Origin of the sequence: Halobaculum marinum, assembly GCF_029338555.1 — an archaeon.
GTDB classification, from domain to species: Archaea; Halobacteriota; Halobacteria; order Halobacteriales; family Haloferacaceae; genus Halobaculum; species Halobaculum marinum.
Genome location: NZ_CP119990.1, coordinates 27,543 through 49,376 on the forward strand (window position 1 = coordinate 27,543; position 21,834 = coordinate 49,376).

The window sequence follows — 21,834 nt, forward strand, 5'->3', positions numbered from 1 at the left end:
GGCGTCGTCGGGTACCTGCTCGAGAGCGACAGAGAGCGGGGATCTGGGCCCCGTGCAGAGAACACGGGGAGTTGGGCGGCGTGCGGAGGCGCCGGCGCAGACGAGGAGCATCGGCGTCGCAGACCAGTCTCAGTCGGCGGTCGTCGGCTCGACCGCGTCGGTGGCGTCGCCGCCGTCCGCGCCGGCGTCGTCGCGCGTCAGTGACGCGCCTGAGAGCGGGTCGAACAGGTGCAGGTCCGACTCGTCGAAAGCGATCCGGACGGTCTCACCGAGGTCTGGTGCAACGTCACTGGGGACGCGCGCGATGAACTCGGGGCCGATGTCGAGGTAGAGGTAGTTGTCGGAGCCGATGGGTTCGAGCACCTCGACGGCCGTCTCGACGCCCGTCTCACCGTCGCGGGCGATCCGGACGTCCTCGGGGCGGACACCCACGCGAACCTCGTCGACGCCCGCAAGGGCGTTCGCGGTGTCGGAAGTCAGTTCGTACGTGAAACGGCCGTCGGCACCCGTTAGCGTGACGCCGGTACCGGTGTCCTCGACCGCGGCGTCGAGTACGTTCATCGACGGCGAGCCGACGAAGCCGCCGACGAACTCGTTTGCGGGGTCGTCGTACACGTCGGTCGGGCGGCCTGCCTGCTGGAGCTCGCCGTCGTCGAGGATGACGATGCGGTCGCCCATCGTCATCGCCTCCTCCTGGTCGTGGGTGACGTAGATAGCGGTGATCCCCAGTTCCTTCTGGAGCCGTTGGATCTCGGTGCGCATCGTCGTCCGGAGCTTCGCGTCGAGGTTCGACAGCGGTTCGTCGAACAGGAACACGTCCGGTTCACGGACGATGGCGCGCCCGAGCGCGACGCGCTGTTTCTGCCCGCCCGACAGCTCGTTGGGGCGGTCGTCGAGTAGGTCGCCGATGCCCATCATCTCTGCCGTCTCGCGGACGCGTTCGGTGCGCTCGTCCTTCGTGAGGTCCGTGCTCATGCGCAGGCCGAACGCCATGTTCTGTTCGACCGTCTTGTGCGGGTACAGCGCGTAGTTCTGGAACACCATCGCGACGTTCCGCTTGCGCGCGTGGACGTTCGTCACGTCCTCGCCGTTGATCCGGATACTCCCCGACGTTGGCGTCTCCAGCCCGGCCAGCATCCGCAGGGTCGTCGACTTCCCACATCCCGAGGGGCCGACGACGGTGATGAACTCCCCGTCCGCCACGTCGAGCGACACGTCGTCGACGGCGACGAGGTTGCCGTTGTCGAACTCCTTCCTGAGATTGTCGAGCGTGACGGTTCCCATTGCTCCCACGGGTGGACCCATTCCGTATAGTTCTTCCCCTCGATCCGGAATCTGTGAAGCGTTCGTTCATCATTACTTCTGAACGTATCGAGTACGACGAGATTACTGCACCGCCATCTGTCCGGGAATGTGGCGAATTCGTGGGGTAGTACCGCCCGTTCGTCCGACTCACCACCCAGATGAACGTTCATGGAGGATCCGAATGCTTAAGGGATGAACTACTAATTCATCCGGTATTCACCATGACAATGGATCGCAGAACACTGCTCCGGAACCTGGGTGTGGCGGGAACGATCGGCGCGACGGCTGGCTGTGTCGGCGTGCAAGAACAGTCGACAGAGACCCAGTCGGGCGGTAACAGCGGATCGAGCGGTTCGGACGGTTCCGATGGGAGCGACGACGAGTCCACGGCCACGAGCACTGGGCCCGCCGGCGAGGCGGAGGTGTGGTACACGCTCGCCAAGGCCGAGCGGCCGGGTCGTGAGAGCGTCATCGAGACGTTCAACAGCGAGTCGCGCCACACCATCACGGGCTCGAACATCTCGGACATGGTCAAGAAGACGACCAGCGCCATCCCCGTCGGCGAGGGCCCCGAGTCGTTCGAGTGGGCCCACGACAAGGTGGGCGGCTACTACCAGCAGGGCTTCCTCACCGACATGAGCGACCAGGTCGACGTCGACCTCGGCCAGTTCACGTCGGCGGCCGCCGAGGCCGTCCAGTACAAGGGGAACGTCGTCGGCCTCCCGCGCTCTGCGGAGACGGTCGGCCTCGTGTACAACACCGACATCGTCGACGAGGCGCCCGAGACGGTCTCGGAGATGGTGTCGGTCATGGAGGAGTTCCACGACCCGGACAACGGGAAGTACGGGATGGGCTACCCCGTGAACGCCTACTTCGTCAGCGCGTGGCTGCAGGCGTTCGGCGGCCACTACCTCGACATCAGCGCCGACGAGCCGCTCGGCGTCAACTCCGACGAGACGGTCCAAGGGCTCCAGTTCCTGCTCGACAACTTCAAGCCGTACATGCCGAAGGACCCGTCGTACGGGCCCCAGGCCGCCGCGTTCGCCGACGGCAACGCCGCGTTCGCGATCAACGGCCCGTGGTACCTCGCGACGCTCAACGAGAAGGGCGTCAACTACGAGGTCGCCCCGCTCCCGTCGGTCGAGGGCGGCAGCCCGACGCCGTACACGGGGATCAAAGTGTGGTACTTCGCGAAGAAGATGCGCGAGGACGACGCCGCGACGGTCGCGGCGAAGGACTTCGCCGAGTGGTTCGTCACGAACGAGGACCACCTCCTCACGCTCGCACAGGAGCAGGGCCACATCCCTGTCCTGTCGAGTCTCGTGGGCAGCGACGAGTTGCCCGACACGGTCGCCGCGTTCTCGCAGGCCGTCGAGCAGGGGACGCCGATGCCGTCGGACCCGAAGATGGCCGCCGTCTGGCCGGCTATCGAGACCGCCATCCTCGAGTCGTTCAACGGCAACACCGACCCCCAGGCGGCGCTCGACACGGCCGCCGAGGAGATCCGTAGCAACTGGGAGTAACTCCACACATGAGTACCGAATCACGAGTCGCGCGCCGGGTCGAGGCGATCCCGTTCCTCGACGAGCGAGACACGTCGCTGCTGTTCGTGCTGCCGGGGCTGTTCGTCTTCTCGGCGTTCATGCTGTTCCCGGTGCTGTACATCGTCGGCATCTCGTTCACGAACGCGGCGCCGGGGAACCTGTTCGCCGGCGAGGGCGCGATGTCGATTCTTACGTTCGGCGAGGCGGCGTTCGTCGGCGTCGAGAACTACGTCGAGGTGCTGAGCGACGCGCGCTTCTGGAACTCCTTCGGCGTGACGTGGCTATTTGTCGCCACGAGCGTGGCGCTGAAGTTGTTGCTCAGCATCGGACTCGCGCTGGTCGTGACGAACGACCGCGTGCGCGGCAAGCGCCTCATGCGCTCGCTGATCATCCTGCCGATGGGGCTGCCAGCCATCTTCACCATCACCGTCTGGCGGGGCATCTTCAGCTCCGCGCAGTTCGGGCTGGTGAATCAACTGCTCACCGCCGTCGGGCTCGAGACGGTCTCGTGGCTGAGCCAACGCTGGCCAGCCTTCTTCGCGTACAACGTCACGGAGGCGTGGCTGGCGTACCCGTTCATGGTGATCATCACCGTGAGCGCCCTGCAGGACGTGCCCGACGAACTGCACGAGGCGGCGATGGTGGACGGCGCGAGCTTCCTCTCGCGGTTCCTCCACGTCACGCTGCCGTCGATTAAGAAGCCGGTGCTCTTCGCCACCATCCTCACGTCGGCGGCGTCGTTCCAGCAGTTCCTCATCCCGTACGTGTTCAACGCCGGTGGCCCGGCGCGTGCCAACGAGCTGATCGTCGTGTACGGCTACCAAGAGGCGTTCTCGTTCAACAACTACGGGAAGGGTGCCGCGATCAGCCTGATCGCCGTCGCCTTCATCGGCGCGTTCATGTGGCTGAACGTCAAGCGCGGCAAACTCGCCGACGGGGTGAACGAGGCGTGATGCTCGACGGCATCGCTCGGAAGGTCTCCGAGGACGTGTACAACGTCGTCACCACGCCCATCGACGCCGCGCGCGACGCGCGCTACACGCTCGGTGCGATCCGGCGCGGCGAGGTGTCGCCGGTCGAACCGCTGAAGACGCTCGGCGCCACGCTCGGCGCAATCGTCGTCATCTCGCTGCTGCTGTTCCCCATCTACTGGATCCTGATGGCGGCGCTGTCGGGGAGCGGTGGCTCCATCTACACCTCGAACGGGCTGCGACTGCTCCCGACCGAGCCGTCGTTGGTGCCGTTCCTGTGGGTGATCGGCGACATCTCGCTGCCGCCGCTGGAGTTCGTGGTGAACGTGCCGCTCACCGACCTGGCGCTCGTGTTCGGCACGCCCGGCCTGCTGTTCTTCGACGTGAGTCGCGTGCAGCCGGGCGTCGTCGGCCGCGTCGTCGTCGCCGGCGTCGAGATGTTCCCGGGCTTCGCGGTCGGTCCCGTGGAGAACCCGTCGAACTTCAAGTCGTTCTTCGGCAACAGCATGATCGTGGCGTTCGTGACGATGGCGCTGTCGATGGCGCTCATCGTGCCCGGCGCGTACGCGCTGTCGCGCCGGAAGTTCATCCTCCGGCGAAACATCCTGTTCGTGTACGTGTTGATGACACAGGTCGGCGGCGGCCTCGGCATCGCGCTGCTCATCGGCCTGTACGCCATCTACGCGCAGTTCGACCTCACCAACAACCGGGTCGCGCTGTCGGTGTACTACGCCGCGACGGCGGTGCCGTTCAACACGTGGCTGCTCAAGACGTACATGGACGGCATCCCGACCTCTTACGAGGAGGCGGCTGTCGTCGACGGCGCGCCCGCGTGGCGCGTCGTCTGGGAGGTCATCCTCCCGCTGTCGGCCGCCGGCCTCGCGACGGTGTTCGTGTTCACCTTCCTCACCGGATGGACCGAGTTCGTCGTGGCCCAGACGCTGCTGGGCACCGAGAACTACACGCTGCCCGTGGGGCTGTACTCGCTCATCGACGAGTACACCATCCCGTGGGCGCGCTTCTCGGCGTTCGCGCTCACGTTCGCGACGCCGATCATGCTCGTGTACCTGTTCGCACAACGGTACATCGAGGGCGGCCTCTCGTTCAGCGGGATGGAAGGGTAGGCATCGGGCTCGAGCCCGACGCGACCACCTTCGGTACACGGCTTCGCCAACACCGCCAGAATGTGTGATGTACGGGTACACCCACCGTTTCAGTTAAGAACCCCGCCACGACACTCCCACGAATGTCCATCGACCGCGCGGGGATCGACCACCGACCGACGACCAGCGATTCCCACGCGGTCGACACCGAGACCGTCGAGGTCCGTCTCCGCAGTGCACGTGGGAACCTCGACGAGTGTGCACTCCTCCACGGCGACAAGTTCGACTGGGCCGCGAGCGCGCAGACGACGGCGATGGAGCAGGTCCACCGCGACGCCGAGTACGACTACTGGCGCTTGCGGGTGACGCCGCCGCACCGTCGGCTCGTGTACGCGTTCCGGCTTCGAGCGGGCGACGACGACCTGTGGCTCACTGAGTGGGGATTCGAGGACGCCGCCGACGTGGCGTATCCGACCGGCGGCGCCGAGCGGCCGCTCCACTACTTCGAGCACCCGTATCTCAACGCGAACGACGTGATCGACCCGCCCGAGTGGGTCGAGGAAGCAGTCTTCTACCAGATCTTCCCAGATCGGTTCGAGAACGGCGACCCCGACCGGACGCCCGACGACGCAGCCGAGTGGGGCGAGCAGCCGACGACCACCAACGTGTTCGGAGGCGATCTGCAAGGGGTGATCGACCGCCTCGACTACCTCGGCGAGTTGGGGATCACGGCGTTGTACCTCACACCGGTGTTCGCCTCGGAGTCGAACCACAAGTACAACGTCGCCGACTACGGTCGCGTCGACCCCGCGTTCGGCGACACGGCGACGCTCTCGCGACTGGTCGACCGAGCCCACGAGCGAGGGATTCGGGTGATCCTGGACGCCGTGTTCAACCACTGCGGTCGCCAGTTCGCGCCGTTTCAGGACGTGGTCGAACACGGCGCCGACTCCCCGTACGCCGACTGGTTCCACGTCCACGAGTTCCCGATCCGGTTCGAGCCGCGACCGACGTTCGAGGCGTGGGGGTTCGAACCCCACATGCCGAAGCTGAACACCGAACACCCCCAAGTGCGCGCGTATCTGATCGACGTGGCCGTGGAGTGGATGGAGGAGACTGGCGTCGACGGCTGGCGCCTCGACGTGGCCGACGAGGTGGATCACGAGTTCTGGCGGGCGTTCCGCCAAGCGGTGAAAGCGGAGAATCCCGATGCCTACGTGCTCGGCGAGGTGTGGCACGACGCGCGTCCGTGGCTCCGGGGCGACCAGTTCGACGCCACCATGAACTATCCGTTCACGTACGCCGTCGACGGCTTCTTCACCGAGGCGTCTATCGACGGCCGCGCGTTCGCCGACCGCGTCGGGCGGTTCCTGTTCCGCTACCCCGACGCTACGAATCGAGTGCTGTTCAACCTCCTCGGCAGCCACGACACCGCTCGACTGCGGACCCGGTGTGGCGACGACGTCGACCGCGTCCGGGTGGCGATGCTCGCGCTGTTCACCGCCGTCGGCGTCCCCTGCGTCTACTACGGCGACGAGGTCGGGATGCGCGGCGGTGACGACCCCGACTGTCGGCGGACGATGGTGTGGGACCCCACCGAACGCGACGAGGCGCTCCGCGCGTACGTCCGCGAGTTGATCGCCGTTCGGCGCGAGCGCTCGGCCCTGACGAGAGGCGACCTGCGATTCGTGCACGACCAGTGTGGCGGGGATCTGGTCGTTTATCGGCGAACGACGGCCGGGAGCCGAGACGGTCTGACCGTCGTGATCAACCGCGGCGACGAGGCCGCGACGGTGGAACTGGACGACGACTGGTCGGCCGCGTCGGTGCCGTCGGTCGTGGTCGCGAGTCGCGACGACGCCGTGCGGGAGGTCGACTCGACGCGAGTCACGGTCGCGGGCGTGTCTGGCGTCGTGCTGGAGCCGTGAGTGACCGCTACTCAGACGTCTCGTCGACAGCCTGCTGAAACCCCAACCAGTTCACGACCGACCCGGCGGCGTCGGTGACGGGGACGAGCGACACCCGATTGCGGAACGGGGTGCCGTCGGCGCGGTAGTTGGTCAGTTCGGTCGTCACACGACTCCACGTCGACAGTGCCTCCCGCAGGTCCGCGACCGGTTCCGGGTCGGTGTCGGGGCCCTGGAGGAGGCGCAGGTTCTCCCCGCGCAGATCCGCGAGCGCGTAGCCCGTCAGCTCCCGGAACGTCCGATTCGCGTAGACGACGGGGTTGTCCGCGTACGCTGGCCCGGTGAGCGTGATGCCCAGCGAGGCGTCGTCGAGGACGCGGATCCGCCGGACGTACGCACCCTCGTGTGTCGCGAGCGACCCTGACTCCCCCGGTGGGTCAGGTGGTGGGTCGTCAGACGCTAGTCGCCGGAGCCGCTCAGCGTCGTACTCGTCACTGGCGAGTGTCTCCGGCACGCGCTCGCGGAAGCGCTCGTCGTCGAGGCGGAGCAGGTCGGCGAGCGTGTCACGGTCGGCCATGTCGGAGCCCATGTGGTCGGTGGCCGGCGTTGGGTTGGCGTACGCAAACCGCTGTCGTCCGTGGCGACATCGACTGTCGTCCGTGGCGACATCGCGGGCGTGCTCCGACACGACGCCGGGGTGCGTTTTTCTCCCGGGGGCGCCAACGACCGAGCGATGGCACCCACGACGGCTGCCGAGTCGGTCGTCCTCCTGACCGGTGGCACCAGCGGGATCGGTCGCGCTGCGGTGCGACGCCTCGCGGCGACCGGTGCGACCGTCGTCACCGTCGGTCGCGACCGCGAGCGCGGCCGGGCGGTCGCAGCGGACGTGACCGCCGAGACGCCCGGTCGCGTAGAGTTCCGACGGGTCGATCTGGCGGACCAGAGCGCAGTTCGCAACCTCGCGAGTGCGGTCGACGACGAGTACGACCGCCTCGACGCGCTCGTCCACAACGCCGGCCTCTCCTCGAAGGAGCGGCGCGAGACCGCCGACGGTGTGGAACTGACGTTGGCGGTGAACCACCTCGCTCCGTACCTCCTCACGCACGACCTCGTCGACCTGCTGGGAGCCACGCGCGGTGCGCGAGTCGTCGTCACCGCCTCCAGCGTCCACCGCAGAGGGAAGATCGACTTGGACGACTCGGAGGATCTGGACGCGCTCAACTCTCGGTCGGGGTACGACGCTCTCGACGCGTACGCGCGGTCGAAACTCGCGAACGTCGCGTTCACGCTGGAGTTGGCCGAGCGGTTGCGGGCGAGCGCGCGGACCGAGGGCGTCGTCGCGAACTGCGTCCACCCGGGATTCATCCCGACGACTGGCCTCTACCGGGACGTGTCGTGGCGGGCGAAACTGTTGACGCGCCTCGCCGGTGCGGTCCCCGGCGTCGGCACGGACGTCGAGGAGGGTGCGAGACGGCTGGTCGCGGTGACGACCGACGACGCGTACGCCGACCGGACGGGACTGTACGTCGGCGGCGACGGTCCGGAGCAACCGAGTGCCGCCGCTCGCGACGCCGCGCTCCGCGAGCGACTGTGGCGCCTCAGCGCGGCGTTGGTCGGCGTCGACCCCGACTGGCCGTGAGCGCGTCCCGCTCGACCGCGGCCTCCGGGGGTCGGGAGGCGCGTCGCAGTTACTCGTACTGCTGGCGTTCGACCCGTTCCAGGACCTCCGCGAACGCGACGTTCTGCTTCACGCTCGTCACGCGGATCGTGACGCGCTCGCCCTTCTCGGTGTCGGGGACGATGATCACGTAGCCGCGGTCGACCCGCGCGATTCCGTCGCCCTGGTCGCCGATCCCCTCAATGTCCACCGTCACCTCGTCGCCGCGGTCGACCGGGGGTTCGGGGCCGTCCGTGGTCGCGTTTGAGCCGTTCGACCCAATTGACGGAGCCTCGTCGTCGCCGGACGGTGCCGCGTCCGTCGAGTCGTCGGACGTGCTCGTTGGGGCGTCGCTCGACTCCGAACGTGTGCTACCAGACGCCACGTTCTCGGTGGGCGCCGACGACGCCGGCGTCGACTCCCGTTCCAACAGCGCGACACGGTACACCGCCCCTTCGCGCAGCGTCCCGAGATCCACTTCGCGCTTCGGTACTTCCACCACGTACGAGCCGTCACGTTCCTCTACGTCCGCGCTGAATACACACCGTAGATCCTCTGATATCTCCATTCGTCTTCCGTTCTCACCACAGTAATGTTAACCTACGCGTGTTCGGGGCCGTGTATCAGCCCAACTCTAGACGGTCCGGTGCACGAACCGGCGCGCCCGTGGATACACTGACGTGCTCGACGACGACCCACCGTGTCGACCGGCGAGGAGCAAGAGCCGACGGTGATTCTGTCGATAACCCACATTCGAATCGTGGGATATCGACGCGACGGTGGCCTGTCTATCGCTATCTCCCAATCTACACGTCACTCACCCACACCACCGTGTCCGCAGTAACTGGACTACACTCGATACAGCGCCGAATTACAGCGGACACAGTGGTGTTTGTCGAGACACCTCGTTGGAAGACGGCGCCGGAGGACACGACCCGTCGAGTCGACACCGTTGTGTCCGCTGTTCTCGCCGAACGTCTCGCCCCGACGCCGCCACGTCAACCACGGCCAAGTGTGGGTGACGACCGACAGCGTGTCGATGGAACGACAGACGCGGCGGGGTTGGTGATCGGACCGGTGAGCCCGTCGACTGGCACGCCCGAGGCACCAGATCATCTCAGAGTCGCGCGAGCGACCGCGCGGGACAGGAACGGGGTGTCCCTCGGCGGGAGACACACCACTGTGTCCGCAGTTCTACCTCGCCTGTGCCCGCAGAACTACGGACACGGTGGTGTCGGTGGGAGAGAAACACTGGGGGGTAGTAGGCGATACAACGCGAGAGGCATCGAATCGGAGGAACTCGACCGGGACGGTCCAGTCGACGGTGACTCGAACCCTCTCCCCCCACTGTGTCCGCTGTTCCCGTCCGAGAGAGACACGGGGTGGTCGAGTCGACTTCCATTTCACACCACACTACCATGGTTTAATCAGCAAATAGTTGCGGTACGGACTAGCTCAAACGCAGTGGTGATAAAGCTACTGCCGATCTCAGTCGTCGTTCGGTACTGCGGGGGGAAGGGGGTCCCTTCTCACCGAGAACAGCGGACAAAGTGGAGGGGGTGTGTTGCGACCGTTGTTTAAGTAAGTGGAGAACTGCGGAAACAGCGGACACTCCGGACACGGTGGTTTTATGCTGTCCCCGACACAGGTCCACGTGACTACAATGGGGATGTTCGAGCGGGACACCGACATCTACCGCGACCGCGACGCCCTCCGGGAGGACTACCAGCCCGAGCAGCTCGTCGGCCGCGACGAGGAACTGGACACGTATCGGGCCGCGCTCCAGCCGGTGATTAACGGCGAGCAGCCGAACAACGTCTTCCTGTACGGGAAGACGGGGGTGGGGAAGACCGCGGCAACGAGGTACCTCCTCGAACACCTCCAAGAGGACGCCGCACAGTACGACGACATCGAACTCACCGTCACCGCGCTCAACTGCGACGGCCTCACCTCGTCGTACCAGGTGGCGACACGCCTCGTCAACGAGTATCGCGACGACACCGAACAGATCTCGACGACGGGCTACCCACGTGCGAGCGTCTACGAGATGCTCTGGGACGAACTCGACGACTGCGGCGGCACGATCCTCATCGTCCTCGACGAGGTCGACCACGTTGAGGACGACTCCATCCTCTATCAACTCCCCCGCGCCCGCGCGAACGGGAATCTCTCGACGGCGAAGATCGGGATCGTCGGCATCTCCAACGACTTCTCGTTTCGCGACGACCTCTCGCCGAAGGTCCGCTCGTCGCTGTGTGAACAGGAGATCCACTTCCCCGCCTACGACGCGACCGACCTCCAGAAGATCCTCGAACAGCGCGTGGAGGTCGCCTTCCACGACGGTGTCCTCGACCCGGGCGTCATCCCACTGTGTGCCGCCTACGGCGCCAAGGACGCGGGTGACGCCCGCCAGTCGATCGACCTGCTGATGAAGGCGGGCGACCTCGCCCGCGACGACGACACCGAACACGTCGCCGAAGAGCACGTCGAACGCGGTCGCCGCGCGCTCGAGCGGGGCCGTATCAAAGAGGGGATCACCGGGCTCACCCAACACGGCCACCTCGTATTGTACGCGCTCCTCACGCTCGATCTGGAGAACGAGGCACCCGTCCGATCGCGCGACGTCCGCCCCCGCTACACGCGATTCGCGGAGATGGCCGACCGCGACCCGCTCGTCCCTCGCCGGATGCGCGACCACCTCTCGGAGTTGGCGATGCTGGGGATCATCTCGGTGACCGAGCGCAACGAGGGTCGCCGCGGCGGGACCTACCGCGAGTACGCCCTCGACATGGACGTCGATCTCCTCCTCGACGCTATGTCCGACACCGTCCAAGACGTCGGCGTCCACCAGTCGGTACAGGAATTCCTCATCGACGACGCTGGGGGAGACATGACGGACGCACGTGTGACCGACTACGTCTCCGACCCGTGATCGGTCGGGTTCCGACAGCTGACCACTCAGCCTCTGGGTGACACGAGTCCCGTCACGGCGTCGATCCCACACCCGGTCCTCCATTCTTGGTGCACCACACTCGGTCCTCCACTCTTGGTGCACCACACTCAGTCTCCCCCACACGGTCGACAACCGCACGGCTACCGTTCGAATCTCCGATTTACTCCGGACACGGTGGTGTCGGAACGGGGGAGCTACGGCGGACGAGCCCCGAGATAACTGCGGACATGGAGGTGTCAGAATCTGCGGCTGACACCGGTGGAACGCGAGCGGAACGAGCGGATATCGGCGTGTCTGTGCCCTCATCCGACGCCTTCGACGCCGACACAGCTGCCGACCCGGGACCGGATCGACCGCCGACACACACCGGCGTGTCCGCTGTTCGCTCGGTGTCTCGAGTGAACAACAGCGGACACGGTGGGGGAGGATGGCGGGCGTCACCCTCCCGTCACCGAGGAGTCACCCTCGGTCCGCTCGCACAGACCACCCTGGAACCGCGTCCAGCGGACCACGCTGCACCACATCGCATCGCACGGACCACACCACGCCGCACCACACCACGCCGCATCGCACGGACCGCGTACGGTCTCAGTCGGAGGTGACGCGGATCTCTTCGAAGCGGTCGTTCGCCGCCTTCGGCAGCGATATCATGCAGACGCCGTCGCTCAGTTCGGCCTCTGCACCGCCGGCTCTGACGACGGTGGGGAGCGTGACGACCCGCTCGACCGACTGCGGCCGCTCGGTCAACAGCACCGTGTCGGTGTCTTCGATCTCACCTTCGCGGGTCGCGTCGACGACGAGCGTCTGCCCGTCGACCCGGACCCGGACGTCGTCCGCCTCGAACCCGGGGAGATCGACGTAGGCGATGATCTCCTCGTCGGTGTCGACGACGTCGATGCTCGGTACGCCCACGGGGAGTTGCGTCTCACCTGTGGCCCCCTGTCCGGCCGTTGCTGCTGGCGACTGCTCGGGGGCCCACTCGCCGACCTGTGCCGGGTCGACGCCGCGACCGGTGTCCGACTCCTCTTGGTTGAACGGGAAGCTCGACATCAGTTCGAGGGGGACGAGCTCGGTAGCTGCTGGCTCTGTGCCCCCATCTGTGTGGCGTCGGGGGTCTGCAGGACGCCGTTCTGGAGCGAGGCGATCGTCTGCTGGATCGTGGCGGTGACCTCCTGCAGCGCCGCGTCGTCGGGCTGCTGTTGGAGCTGTTGGAGCCCCTGCTGGAGCGCCGCCGCCACGGGCTGGCGGAGCGACTCCGCGAACGGCGACTGCCGGAGGATCAACTTCCGCTCGGTCTCGGCTATCTCGTCGAGCTCCTCCGTGACGCGGGCCACGAACGGCTGGCCGTTCTCCAGCGCGTACACGTTCGCCTGATCGAGGGTTCGTTCGAGGTCCTGCAGCGCCGTCGCGACCTGCTGGCCGTCAGGCTGCGGTGACTGCTGCTGCATCTCGACCTGCGGCGCCAACAACTGCCCCGACCCCTGCGGCTGGGGTGACTGCTGCGGGCCGCTCGCGGGCGACGGCGACGGCTGGACGGCCGAGAAGCTCGGCTGACTCACTGGCGACATCTCGGGCTGGCGAAGCGACGTGAACGTCGACTGCTGGGTCGGTTGCTCGGGAACCTGCTGCACCTGCTGACTCGGCTGCTGGGGGATCTGCTGACTCGGCTGCTGGGGGATCTGCTGTGCCTCCTGCTGCGGGGCCTGCTGACCCACCTGCTGCGGGGCCTGCTGACCCACCTGCTGCGGGATCTGTTGACCCACCTGCTGCGGGATCTGCTGACCCTGCTGTTGGGGAACCTGCTGCGGCTGCTGTGTGGCCGTGTTCTCCTGCGGCGGAATCGGCACCGGGATGTTCGTCCCAGCGAACTGCTGCGCGGGCTGCTGCGGGATGTACTGTGCCTCTTGCTGCGGGATCTGCTGACCCACCTGCTGCGGGATCTGTTGCGTGGACGCCTGCGGGATCTGCTGTTGGGTCTGCGGGATCTGCTGTTGGGTCTGCGGGATCTGCTGGGGCGCCTGCTGGGGGTACTGCTGTGGGATCTGCTGACTCATCTGCGGCGCCGGCACTGTGCTATACTGCCCGAACTGCTGCTGTGGCATCTGGCTCATAGTCGGTTGTGCCCCCTCGCGCCGGCCCGGTGTCCGACGACGACCGAACCTGGCCCGAGCGGAGCGTGAGGTGCATGTGCCGACTTCCGTTTTGTTATAGACCGCTCGGCGAAATCGGTCGCGAGCTTACCCGATCGAAACCCGCTCGTAGTGAGACGCTCTGGCGTGGATACTGTAGACCGTACGTGGCGACTACGTTGAGTAAGGTGGGGGTGTTGTTCGACCGGCGACACGAGCGTGTGTGTGATCCACACGGACTCGGTGGTGGGCCAGCGGTGGATCACAGGTCCTCGGCGCGCCCGACCCCGCGGACGGAAACCGACAGGTACCCGGAGCACGTTGGTACCGGTATGACCGACGACACGACCGACACTCGGCGCGTTCCGGAGCGGTGGCTCAACCTGCTCGAACTCGTGATCGACGAGGGCATCGAGCGCGAGGGCGGGATCAGGCTCGCAGCTGAGGAACTCCGCGTCGACGTGCCGCTGGCGTTCGGCGACGACGCCGAGCGCGCCGAGTGGGGGTTCGACGGCTCCGTCACCGTCGAGACGAAGGGGACACGCGGCACCCTCGCCGAGTGGTACCACCTCCACCGGGAGTCGCTCCCTGACCCTCACGGGAACGGTCGCGAACCCACCGTCGCGACCGACGAGAGCGAGGACTGACCGGGCCTGGAATTGGGGTGCTGGCGACATCGGCCCTCTCGCCGCCAGTGTCTCGTAGGTCGTCGTCGGCCGTTGGCTGGCGTCGTCGACGCCGGTTGCGACTTCCGCCGCGGACACCGTTATTGTGCTCGGGAGTGATGTCGATCACGTGACTGATGTAGCCATCGTCGGCGGCGGCCCCGCCGGCCTGACTGCGGCGCTGTTCGCGGCGAAGAACGGCCTCGACGCGACCGTCCTCGACACGGACGGCACCTGGATGCACAAGGCGCACCTGTTCAACTACCCCGGGATCGGCTCCCAGGACGGATCGGTGTTCCTCGAGACGCTCCGCGACCAGGTCGATGCCTTCGGCGCCGACCGCCAGCAGGGCGTAGAGGCGACCGCCGTCACAGAGACGGACGACGGCTTCCGCGTCGACACCGACGACGAGGCGGTCGAGGCGTCGTACCTCGTGCTCGCGACTGGAGCGAAGCGAACGCTCGCGGAGGAACTCGGCTGTGCGTTCGACGGCGACGTGGTCGACGTGGACGTGACGATGGAGACGAGTGTCGAGGGTGCCTACGCCACGGGCGCGATGGTCCGCGCCGAGGAGTGGCAGGCGGTCATCTCCGCGGGCGACGGCGCCGCCGCCGCGCTGAACGTCCTCTCGAAAGAGAAGGGCGAGCACTACCACGACTTCGACGTGCCCGCCGACGCCGACGAGGTGTTCGGTGCGATGGCCGACGAGTAGTCCGTCGCGACCTCGGCGCCGCGTCGTCGCTGTCGCTGTCGTCGCTGTGGTCGTCCTCGCGGCTTTCGCCGTCGTGGCTGTCGCCGTCCCCGATCTGCCGGTCGCGTGACCGGGCGAGCGGATCGTCCTCCCGTGCATCGCCCGAAGCGGTCATGTCGGACCCGTCCCAAGCGAACGCGTGCGCACACCCGGCGACCCCGCGCCCGACGTAACGGCACCGAACCAGGACGGCGAGTCCGTCTCACCGGCGTTCGACGACCCGACGGTCGTCTACTTCTATCCGAAGGACTTCACCGGTGGGTGTACCATCGAGGCCAACGAGTTCGAAGACGTGCTCCCCGAGTACCGCGAGGTGGGCATCGACGTGTACGGCGTCTCGATGGACGACGTGGAGAGCCACGCCGGCTTCGCAGAGGAGGAGGGACTGTCGTTCGACCTCCTCGCCGACCCCGACGGGGAACTGGCCGAGGCGTTCGGCCTCGACGTCGAGGAGGGGTACACCGACCGCCGAACGTTCGTGCTCGCCGACGGGACGGTCGTCGCCGAGTACGACCCCGAACTCGCGGACCCGTCTGGACACGCTCGCGAGGTCTTGGCCGACACGAAACGCGACTACGTCGACGGCTGAATCGGTCGTCGGCGAAACGCAGTCGACTGTGTTTCCAGCGGTATCGCTACGCCTCTGCCTCGACCTCTGCCGCGTCGATGTCGACGTCGTCGCCGTCGTCCGCGAGCGAGTAGACGCGCTTGCGGGCGTCGCGTAGGCAGATGGATTCGGTGACGAGGCCGGCGTCCTCCAGGCGACCGAGCGCGGTCCGCACGGTGCGGGCCGACAGTGCGGTCTCATCGACGAGTTGTGTCTGGGTCCGTTCGTCGTCACGGTCGAGGACGAAGTGGACGAGCTTCGCGCTCGGAGGCAAGTCGGCGAACGCGTCGTCGTCGGTGACGTCCTCGCCGCTCGTGTTCGGTTCCGCCTCGTCCGTCTCTGTCTGGGTTCTGTGGGGGCTGGCCATGGTGAAACGAGTACCGCCGCCGGGTGCCCGACAGCGGTCGGAACACTGCGGTCTCGATACGTGGTAGGGCCCGTAGTGACTTACCCGTTTCCGGGCGTGCACGTCACCCAGTTACACCGATGTCACCGGAGTAGATTCTCTCGCAACGCTCGGGTCGATTACGCTGCGACGCACCCGGTCGTCGGACTCGGTCGGCCGAGCGTCACTCCGTACTCGTCTCGACTTCCCAGACAGCGAGACAGCGGTCGCAGCAGAATGGTCTGAGTCGAACCGTCTCGTCGATCACCTCCGTCCGTATCGGGTACCATTGGGTGGTGTCGATCCGTCCCCGGCACGTGGTGCACACGGTCGTGTGTGCCCGCTGGTGGTTCGGAGGGCGCTGGTCTCCCGTCGGGTCCTGCGCCACGTCACACCTCGAGTGTAGCGACGAACACCGTGACGGTGTCCGGGTCGACGACGACCTCGACTTGGAGACCTGCAGCCTCGAACGCGATTTGCCCGCCGCTGCGCTCCCCGCCGCCGACCGGCGAGTCGAACACCGCATCGAGTGCGTCGGGGTCGATCCACGTGTACAGCGGGCCGATGTCGACCGGGTCTCGGTCCAGCCCCTGGGCGAGCGCGGTGATCACCGCGTCGCTGATCGCCGTGTCGCGATCCCGCTCGACGGTCGTTCGGACGGTACCTAGTGACATACCCTGCCCGAAGTCGGGGATCGGTATCACGGTTGACGCTGGACTGTACGCCTCACCCCATCGGCGGGACTCAGTATCTAGACTCGACCCGCTGATCAGCGACGATCATCCCCAGCAACGCCCGTTCGGCGGCGCGCAGGTGCGTGGTGAACGTCGGCTGTGTGATCGACAGTGTCGTAGCGACCTCGCTGCCGGTCATCGTCCGCGGTGAGTCGAAGTAGCCACAGAAGTACGCCGTCTCCAGCACCTCCAACTGTCTGTCGGTGACCGCCGACTCAAACGCCGCCCGGAACGACTCGCGCGTGACTGGTTCGCGCTCCCGGTCGCGTCGAGCGGTCAACGTGAGGTCGTCGTACTGCCGTCGCAACAGTTCGACGAACGCGCTCACGTCCGCACCGTGTGGGAGTTCGACCACCGCCGCCGTCTCGTCGCCGTGCGACTCGATAGACAGCGGGACGCCCCCGCGGTCCACCACCTCGGTCGCGAACAGTGCGGCGGCCGACACCAGTTCGAACACCCCACCGTCGTCGGTCGCCGACACCACATCGACGGACTCGACGCACGGGTCAGCCTCCGCGCTCGCCACGACTGTCTCCGCGTCGGCCTCGTCGACCGTGAAGAACACGCGGCGTCCGCCGGACCCGGACACCACGCCGTCGAAGCGAACTCGCGCTCCGGTGTCGCGGGCGATCCGTGCGAGTGGGTCGCGAACCCGTTCGCTGCGGACGGCGACCTCGACGACGTGGTCGGTGAGGAACCCCCGCTTGGTCTCGGCGGCGTCGATCGCGTACGCGACCGTCTCCGAGAGGTCCACCAGCACCCCGCGCACGAGCGGGCCGAACGTGTCTGGATCGACCGCACACACAGACAGGACGCCGAACAGTCGGTCGTCGTACACGAGGGGGACGCTCATCACCGAACGGTAGCCGCTGGCGAGCGCCTCTCTGCGCCACGACGCCCCATCGAGTCGTGCGGCCACGTCGTCGACGACGACCGGCTCACGTGTCCGGACGGCGCGCGCGGCTGGTTCGTTCGCGTCGCTCAGGCGGTCTATCGCCGGCAGGTAGCCGCGTTCGGTCCCCGCCCAGTGGGTCGGCGTGACCGCTCCGTCTTCGACGGCGCCGATCCAGGCGAACGCGAACCGCTCGGGATCGACGAGCCGTTCACAAACGCCCCGTTCGATAGCAGGTCGGTCCTCGGCCATCACGAGCACGTGCTCCACGTTCCGGATCTGGGTGTTGAGTTCGTGGAGCTGTTCGAGTCGTTGCGACTGCTGGCGAAGCACTGCCTCGTTGTGGCGCAACGACTGTTCGCGGGTTGCTCGGTCGAACGCCGCATTCGCCGCCGCCGCGAACAGTTCGATCACCTCGCGCGAGTCGTCGCAATCGGCGGACCCCTCGGGCGCCTCGGCGACGACGAGGCCGTGCTCGCCGAGTGGGATGATCACCTCTCCGTCTTCGGCGAGTACGGTGTCCGCTGGGTCACGCTCGACGAAGTGACGCCAGTACTTCGATCCGGGACCGTACCCATCGCCGTCTCCACCACCGACGGTGTCGACGCTCGTCAGGCTGTTCGACTCCGGGTCGACCAGGAGTACCTCCGCCGTGTCGAGTCCGAGCACGTCGTTTGTGGCGTCGACCACGACGCCTGCGACGTCGTCGACGGAGTCTGCGGCCAGCAGCTGCCGACTCGACCGGTTGAGCGCCGTCAGGGTACGCTCTTTCTGCCGGAGCGCCGTAACGTCGGTGGCGACACCGATGACCTGTGAGACGTGCCCCGTATCGTCGATGATCGGCTCGTAGGCTACGTCGAGCACGGCGTGGCCGAGATCCATCACCGTCCGGTGTGGCTCTCCGGCTATCGCCCGACTCGCCGCGTCGGTGACGACTGGGTGGTCGGCGTACAGGTCGAACACCGACTGCCCGACTACTTCGTCGGGTTCGTACGCCAACGCCGCCGCGCCCCTCCCGTCGAGCAGCGTCACCACTCCGTCCGGGTCCAACTCGAACAGCATCACCGGCGCGTTCTCGACTAAGGTCCGCAGCCGTGACTCCTTCTCGCGGATGCGCTGTTCGTGCCGCTTCTGCTCGCTGACGTCAAAGACGACACCCGTCATCCGCTTGGGGGCTCCAACGGCATCGACCTGCACCTCGCCGCGCCCCTCGAGCCACCGGGACTCGCCCGACGGGAGTCGGATTCGGTGCTGGATCCGGTACGACCCGCGCTCAGCTAGCGACCCCTCGATGGCCGCCTCGACCGACTCCAGGTCATCGGGGTGGACCAACTCGAGGAACGACGCGAGCGTCCCGTCGAACGCGTCGGGGTCGAGGTCGAACAGCCGACTGGTCGGACCGAGCCACAGCACGGTGTCCGTATCGAGGTCCCACTCCCAGATGCCGGTGTTCGTACTGTCCAGCGCGAGGTCGAGTCGTGCGTTCGTCTCCCGGAGTTCGTGCTCCCGGATGCGCCGCTCGGTCACGTCGGTGGAGTACACCGACAACCCCTCTGGATAGGGGTAGACGGTCATCTCGACCCAATAGTCGAACCCGATGATATACGCCTCGACCACGGTCGACTCTTGGGTCTCGAGCGCACGTCGGAACGGTTCGCCGATGGTCCGGTGCATGTCGCCGCTGAACAGGTCTCGAAGGTCGGTCCCGACGATGTCCGCGGCCGCCAACCCGGTCCGGTTGGCCATCTCGGCGTTCCACTCGACGACCCGCCACTCGGTGTCGATGGAGAAGTGCCCCTCGACGAGGAGATTCACGTCGCCGGCGAGCGCCGACGACGGTGTTCGACCGGCGTGCTCTCGCGCAACCACTGTGGTGCCGCTGGACGACGGGAACACGCTACAGACGAGCGCCTCACCGTCGGGCATGTGCAACTCGACGCCGTCGACGCTTCGGCCCGTCGTCGCGGCGGTCTGCAGAGCGCTCTGGAACGTCCGTTCGTTCGCACCGGGTACCACCTCCCACAGCGACTCCCCAACCAGCGCACTCGTCGAGACGCTCGCGGTCGCCGCCGCCGCTTCGTTGGCGTAGGTGATCAGCCACTCAGTGTCGACGCTCACGACGACCCCGTCGATCCGCTCCAGCGCCCGGCACATCTCCTCGGTGACCTCCCCGGCGTCCCCAGTGGACGCCCCCCGCGGTGTCTCTCGGTCGGGGGCGTTCACCCGTCCAGCGTCGGTGTTCTCCCCCGTGCCCCCGCGGTTGTCGTCGAACACCATGGTCCACGCCCCACACGCGCTCTGAGACTATCACCTGTCCGGTGGTCTGTCTCATCGCACCGATCGTCTGATCTGTCCAGTTCCGGCGGTAGCGGCCTCAGAACGTTGGAATAGGTGAATGGGGTAGCTCGCTTAGCTACCTTAGGTGACTTAGATACGGATTTTCAGAGACGAGTGGCTCGGCCCGCTTCCTCCGGCACCTCGGCTCCGGTGGCTACGGCGCCTACAGTGGCTCCGCTGGCTCCCTCTGGTACCGTACCTTAGGTAGCTACCTCAGCTGAGCAAGCTATTGTAGCTCTCGTATCTGGCTACGGTGGCTCAGATGTCTTGCGTACCTTCTTGTAGGATGACTCGGTACTCTCGTCCGAACGCCGGTCCACCGGGAGTCGACGACGACGACCCGGGTCAGGGGAGCCGAGACACGGAAGATAGCTACCTGAGGTGGCGGAGGCACCTCAGCTATCTTCGGTATCTCGGTCGACGGGGCCGACGGAGGAGACACCATGTCCGCACACGAAACCGAACCCCGCGCCGTCGCGGTCGGCGTGCTCAAAGGCGGGTTCGCGAAGACGACCACGGCGATCAACCTCGCCCGCGAGTTGGCGCACAGGAACGGGTCGGCGCTCGTCGTCGACCTCGACGACAACGGCCACATGACCCAGAACCTCGGCTTCGCCGAGGCGTACGAGGCCGAGACGAACCACGTCCACGAGGTGCTGCTCGACGAGGCAGACCCGACGGAGGCGGTCGTGAACGTCGTCGATGGGCTGGACCTGTTCCCGGCTCATCAGGACCTCGAAGACGTGCAGACGCAGTTGAAGAACGCGATGGGCGGGTCCACGCGACTGAACGCACGGGTCGTGGAACCGTTGCTCGGCGAGGAGTACGACTACATCGTCGTCGACTGCCCGGCCAACCAGGGGAAACTCAACGAGAACGCGTTGTTCGCGACGAACAACCTCATGATCCCGGTGCGGCCGGAGACGGGGTACGACTCGGGGATCCACAACACCGTCAACCGATTGGTGAAGGAGGCGCGACAGTACTTCGAGTTGGACATCCTCGCGGTCGTCCCGTCGGGGCTCTCCCAGCGACTCGACCAGGACCGCCGCGACCGCGCGTTGTTGGAGGAGATCAACTCGATGGGGATCGCAGACAGCGTCGTCCCCGAGTTCTGTCGGCTCACCGACGACGACTGGGCGGCCATCGACGACGGGAGCTACGACGGCCCGCTCCCGGGGATCCGGTACCGGTCGGCGATCGACGACGCCAACGACGCGGGCCAACCGCTTCGCGACTACGACGGCAGCTGCGACCAGCTCTCCTGTTACGCCGAGTTGGCGGAGATCGTCGAGCGCGGCGGGATCGTCCGCGACGGCGGGCGCGAGGAGGTGGCCCACTGATGGCGTTCGACGACCTCGACCAGGCGGAACAGGAGGACGCAGGGGCGACGGACGTGGAGTCGTCGAGCGACGACACCGACACCACACTGACGAACGAGACCATCGAACGCGACGGGTCCGCGGACGCCGTCGACCGCGACCCGACGCCCGAGACCACGACTGAGCCGGAGCCGACCGCGCTTCAGGATCCGAGTGACCCGGCGTTCGGATTCGACGAGGCGAGACAGCGCCCGCTGTACGCCCGACAGGAGGCGTGGGACGCCTTCGAGGACGCGCTGGCGATCCAGGTCGAGACGGCGCTCCGGCGCAACGACGTGCGGGACGCCCCGAAGCGGGAACTGCACGACGCCGCACTCCGCGTGCTTGCCGACCACGCCGACGAAGTGGCCGAGCAGGTGCTCAGCGAACGCGGCATCGATCGGTAAGCGACCCCATCCGATCGATATACCGATATTCGATATACGCAGTGACTGGGGCCGGGCACGGTCAGTGTTCGACTCCCGTCGACACCACCGACCGGGGCGTTCCCGCGGCAATCGGCGTCGGTCGGG

General features: G+C 66.8%; 20 protein-coding genes. 11 read left to right on the forward strand and 9 right to left on the reverse strand.

Annotated elements, in window-relative coordinates:
• Positions 1–129: 129 nt before the first annotated feature.
• On the reverse strand, positions 130–1,284 hold the full coding sequence (locus P0R32_RS15460; protein ID WP_276239539.1) for an ABC transporter ATP-binding protein: 1,155 nt from the start codon (positions 1,282–1,284) through the stop codon (positions 130–132).
• Positions 1,285–1,526: 242 nt separating this feature from the next.
• On the opposite strand from P0R32_RS15460, the gene P0R32_RS15465 reads away from it, so the two are divergent.
• The 4 genes from P0R32_RS15465 (at position 1,527) to P0R32_RS15480 (ending at position 6,851) form a co-directional block, all read left to right on the forward strand.
• Positions 1,527–2,828 carry an extracellular solute-binding protein gene (locus P0R32_RS15465; protein WP_276239540.1) on the forward strand — a complete coding sequence of 434 codons (1,302 nt, stop codon included), beginning with the start codon at positions 1,527–1,529 and terminating at the stop codon, positions 2,826–2,828.
• Positions 2,829–2,836: 8 nt separating this feature from the next.
• A complete protein-coding gene (locus tag P0R32_RS15470; protein ID WP_276239541.1) occupies positions 2,837–3,802 on the forward strand; it encodes a carbohydrate ABC transporter permease in 966 nt (321 codons plus the stop codon).
• Complete coding sequence (locus P0R32_RS15475; RefSeq protein WP_276239542.1) at positions 3,802–4,944, forward strand: sugar ABC transporter permease; 1,143 nt, start codon at positions 3,802–3,804, stop codon at positions 4,942–4,944. The genes P0R32_RS15470 and P0R32_RS15475 overlap by 1 nt, the downstream gene beginning before the upstream one ends.
• Positions 4,945–5,066: 122 nt before the next feature.
• Entirely contained in the window at positions 5,067–6,851 is a 1,785-nt protein-coding gene (locus P0R32_RS15480; protein WP_276239554.1) for a glycoside hydrolase family 13 protein, read from the forward strand.
• 7 nt (positions 6,852–6,858) lie between these two features.
• Here the strand turns inward: P0R32_RS15480 and P0R32_RS15485 are convergent, their stop codons facing one another.
• On the reverse strand, positions 6,859–7,407 hold the full coding sequence (locus P0R32_RS15485; protein ID WP_276239545.1) for a PAS domain-containing protein: 549 nt from the start codon (positions 7,405–7,407) through the stop codon (positions 6,859–6,861).
• Positions 7,408–7,563: 156 nt separating this feature from the next.
• Between P0R32_RS15485 and P0R32_RS15490 the strand changes: the two genes are divergently transcribed.
• Positions 7,564–8,469, forward strand: coding sequence for an SDR family oxidoreductase (locus tag P0R32_RS15490; RefSeq protein ID WP_276239546.1), 906 nt, complete (start codon positions 7,564–7,566; stop codon positions 8,467–8,469).
• Positions 8,470–8,518: 49 nt separating this feature from the next.
• Here the strand turns inward: P0R32_RS15490 and P0R32_RS15495 are convergent, their stop codons facing one another.
• The gene (locus P0R32_RS15495; RefSeq protein ID WP_276239547.1) at positions 8,519–9,055 is read right to left on the reverse strand and encodes a TRAM domain-containing protein; all 537 of its coding nucleotides are present in this window, start codon (positions 9,053–9,055) and stop codon (positions 8,519–8,521) included.
• A 1,095-nt stretch (positions 9,056–10,150) separates the two neighbouring features.
• Here P0R32_RS15495 and P0R32_RS15500 point away from each other — a divergent pair.
• On the forward strand, positions 10,151–11,419 hold the full coding sequence (locus tag P0R32_RS15500; RefSeq protein WP_276239647.1) for an orc1/cdc6 family replication initiation protein: 1,269 nt from the start codon (positions 10,151–10,153) through the stop codon (positions 11,417–11,419).
• 609 nt (positions 11,420–12,028) lie between these two features.
• Here the strand turns inward: P0R32_RS15500 and P0R32_RS15505 are convergent.
• Positions 12,029–12,490 (reverse strand): Hsp20/alpha crystallin family protein, encoded by a 462-nt coding sequence (locus tag P0R32_RS15505; RefSeq protein WP_276239555.1) that lies wholly within the window; start codon positions 12,488–12,490, stop codon positions 12,029–12,031.
• Positions 12,490–13,551 (reverse strand): hypothetical protein, encoded by a 1,062-nt coding sequence (locus P0R32_RS15510; protein WP_276239556.1) that lies wholly within the window; start codon positions 13,549–13,551, stop codon positions 12,490–12,492. The genes P0R32_RS15505 and P0R32_RS15510 overlap by 1 nt, the downstream gene beginning before the upstream one ends.
• Before the next feature lie 350 nt (positions 13,552–13,901).
• Between P0R32_RS15510 and P0R32_RS15515 the strand changes: the two genes are divergently transcribed.
• From P0R32_RS15515 to P0R32_RS15525, 3 genes are all read left to right on the forward strand, one after another.
• The gene (locus P0R32_RS15515) at positions 13,902–14,216 is read left to right on the forward strand and encodes a hypothetical protein (RefSeq protein WP_276239557.1); all 315 of its coding nucleotides are present in this window, start codon (positions 13,902–13,904) and stop codon (positions 14,214–14,216) included.
• A 148-nt stretch (positions 14,217–14,364) separates the two neighbouring features.
• Positions 14,365–14,946 (forward strand): NAD(P)/FAD-dependent oxidoreductase, encoded by a 582-nt coding sequence (locus tag P0R32_RS15520; protein ID WP_276239558.1) that lies wholly within the window; start codon positions 14,365–14,367, stop codon positions 14,944–14,946.
• Positions 14,947–15,124: 178 nt separating this feature from the next.
• Entirely contained in the window at positions 15,125–15,574 is a 450-nt protein-coding gene (locus tag P0R32_RS15525) for a peroxiredoxin (RefSeq protein WP_276239559.1), read from the forward strand.
• A gap of 46 nt (positions 15,575–15,620) precedes the next feature.
• On the opposite strand, the gene P0R32_RS15530 is transcribed toward P0R32_RS15525, so the two are convergent.
• The 4 genes from P0R32_RS15530 to P0R32_RS15540 all read right to left on the reverse strand — a co-directional run bounded on the left by P0R32_RS15530 (position 15,621) and on the right by P0R32_RS15540 (position 19,880).
• Positions 15,621–15,959, reverse strand: coding sequence for a MarR family transcriptional regulator (locus P0R32_RS15530; RefSeq protein ID WP_276239560.1), 339 nt, complete (start codon positions 15,957–15,959; stop codon positions 15,621–15,623).
• A 202-nt stretch (positions 15,960–16,161) separates the two neighbouring features.
• Positions 16,162–16,365, reverse strand: a complete 204-nt coding sequence (locus P0R32_RS17980) for a DUF7576 family protein (RefSeq protein WP_432765142.1) — start codon at positions 16,363–16,365, stop codon at positions 16,162–16,164.
• Between the two features lies 1 nt (position 16,366).
• The gene (locus tag P0R32_RS15535) at positions 16,367–16,651 is read right to left on the reverse strand and encodes a HalOD1 output domain-containing protein (protein WP_276239561.1); all 285 of its coding nucleotides are present in this window, start codon (positions 16,649–16,651) and stop codon (positions 16,367–16,369) included.
• Between the two features lie 70 nt (positions 16,652–16,721).
• Positions 16,722–19,880, reverse strand: a complete 3,159-nt coding sequence (locus tag P0R32_RS15540) for a bacterio-opsin activator domain-containing protein (protein ID WP_276239562.1) — start codon at positions 19,878–19,880, stop codon at positions 16,722–16,724.
• 503 nt (positions 19,881–20,383) lie between these two features.
• Here P0R32_RS15540 and P0R32_RS15545 point away from each other — a divergent pair.
• Both P0R32_RS15545 and P0R32_RS15550 read left to right on the forward strand, forming a co-directional pair.
• Complete coding sequence (locus tag P0R32_RS15545) at positions 20,384–21,283, forward strand: ParA family protein (protein ID WP_276239563.1); 900 nt, start codon at positions 20,384–20,386, stop codon at positions 21,281–21,283.
• On the forward strand, positions 21,283–21,708 hold the full coding sequence (locus tag P0R32_RS15550) for a DUF7970 domain-containing protein (protein WP_276239564.1): 426 nt from the start codon (positions 21,283–21,285) through the stop codon (positions 21,706–21,708). The genes P0R32_RS15545 and P0R32_RS15550 overlap by 1 nt, the downstream gene beginning before the upstream one ends.
• Positions 21,709–21,834: the final 126 nt, after the last annotated feature.

What these genes read in the sequence shown, in the direction of transcription:
- P0R32_RS15490 (WP_276239546.1), top strand. Translation starts at nt 7,564, where the DNA reads ATGGCACCCACGACGGCTGCCGAGTCGGTCGTCCTCCTGACCGGTGGC.
- P0R32_RS15470 (WP_276239541.1), top strand. Translation starts at nt 2,837, where the DNA reads ATGAGTACCGAATCACGAGTCGCGCGCCGGGTCGAGGCGATCCCGTTC.
- P0R32_RS15500 (WP_276239647.1), top strand. Translation starts at nt 10,151, where the DNA reads ATGGGGATGTTCGAGCGGGACACCGACATCTACCGCGACCGCGACGCC.
- P0R32_RS15505 (WP_276239555.1), bottom strand. Translation starts at nt 12,490, where the DNA reads ATGTCGAGCTTCCCGTTCAACCAAGAGGAGTCGGACACCGGTCGCGGC.
- P0R32_RS15535 (WP_276239561.1), bottom strand. Translation starts at nt 16,651, where the DNA reads ATGTCACTAGGTACCGTCCGAACGACCGTCGAGCGGGATCGCGACACG.
- P0R32_RS15465 (WP_276239540.1), top strand. Translation starts at nt 1,527, where the DNA reads ATGACAATGGATCGCAGAACACTGCTCCGGAACCTGGGTGTGGCGGGA.
- P0R32_RS15475 (WP_276239542.1), top strand. Translation starts at nt 3,802, where the DNA reads ATGCTCGACGGCATCGCTCGGAAGGTCTCCGAGGACGTGTACAACGTC.
- P0R32_RS15485 (WP_276239545.1), bottom strand. Translation starts at nt 7,407, where the DNA reads ATGGCCGACCGTGACACGCTCGCCGACCTGCTCCGCCTCGACGACGAG.
- P0R32_RS15515 (WP_276239557.1), top strand. Translation starts at nt 13,902, where the DNA reads ATGACCGACGACACGACCGACACTCGGCGCGTTCCGGAGCGGTGGCTC.
- P0R32_RS15480 (WP_276239554.1), top strand. Translation starts at nt 5,067, where the DNA reads ATGTCCATCGACCGCGCGGGGATCGACCACCGACCGACGACCAGCGAT.
- P0R32_RS15530 (WP_276239560.1), bottom strand. Translation starts at nt 15,959, where the DNA reads ATGGCCAGCCCCCACAGAACCCAGACAGAGACGGACGAGGCGGAACCG.
- P0R32_RS15550 (WP_276239564.1), top strand. Translation starts at nt 21,283, where the DNA reads ATGGCGTTCGACGACCTCGACCAGGCGGAACAGGAGGACGCAGGGGCG.
- P0R32_RS15510 (WP_276239556.1), bottom strand. Translation starts at nt 13,551, where the DNA reads ATGAGCCAGATGCCACAGCAGCAGTTCGGGCAGTATAGCACAGTGCCG.
- P0R32_RS15495 (WP_276239547.1), bottom strand. Translation starts at nt 9,055, where the DNA reads ATGGAGATATCAGAGGATCTACGGTGTGTATTCAGCGCGGACGTAGAG.
- P0R32_RS15460 (WP_276239539.1), bottom strand. Translation starts at nt 1,284, where the DNA reads ATGGGAACCGTCACGCTCGACAATCTCAGGAAGGAGTTCGACAACGGC.
- P0R32_RS15540 (WP_276239562.1), bottom strand. Translation starts at nt 19,880, where the DNA reads ATGGTGTTCGACGACAACCGCGGGGGCACGGGGGAGAACACCGACGCT.
- P0R32_RS15545 (WP_276239563.1), top strand. Translation starts at nt 20,384, where the DNA reads ATGTCCGCACACGAAACCGAACCCCGCGCCGTCGCGGTCGGCGTGCTC.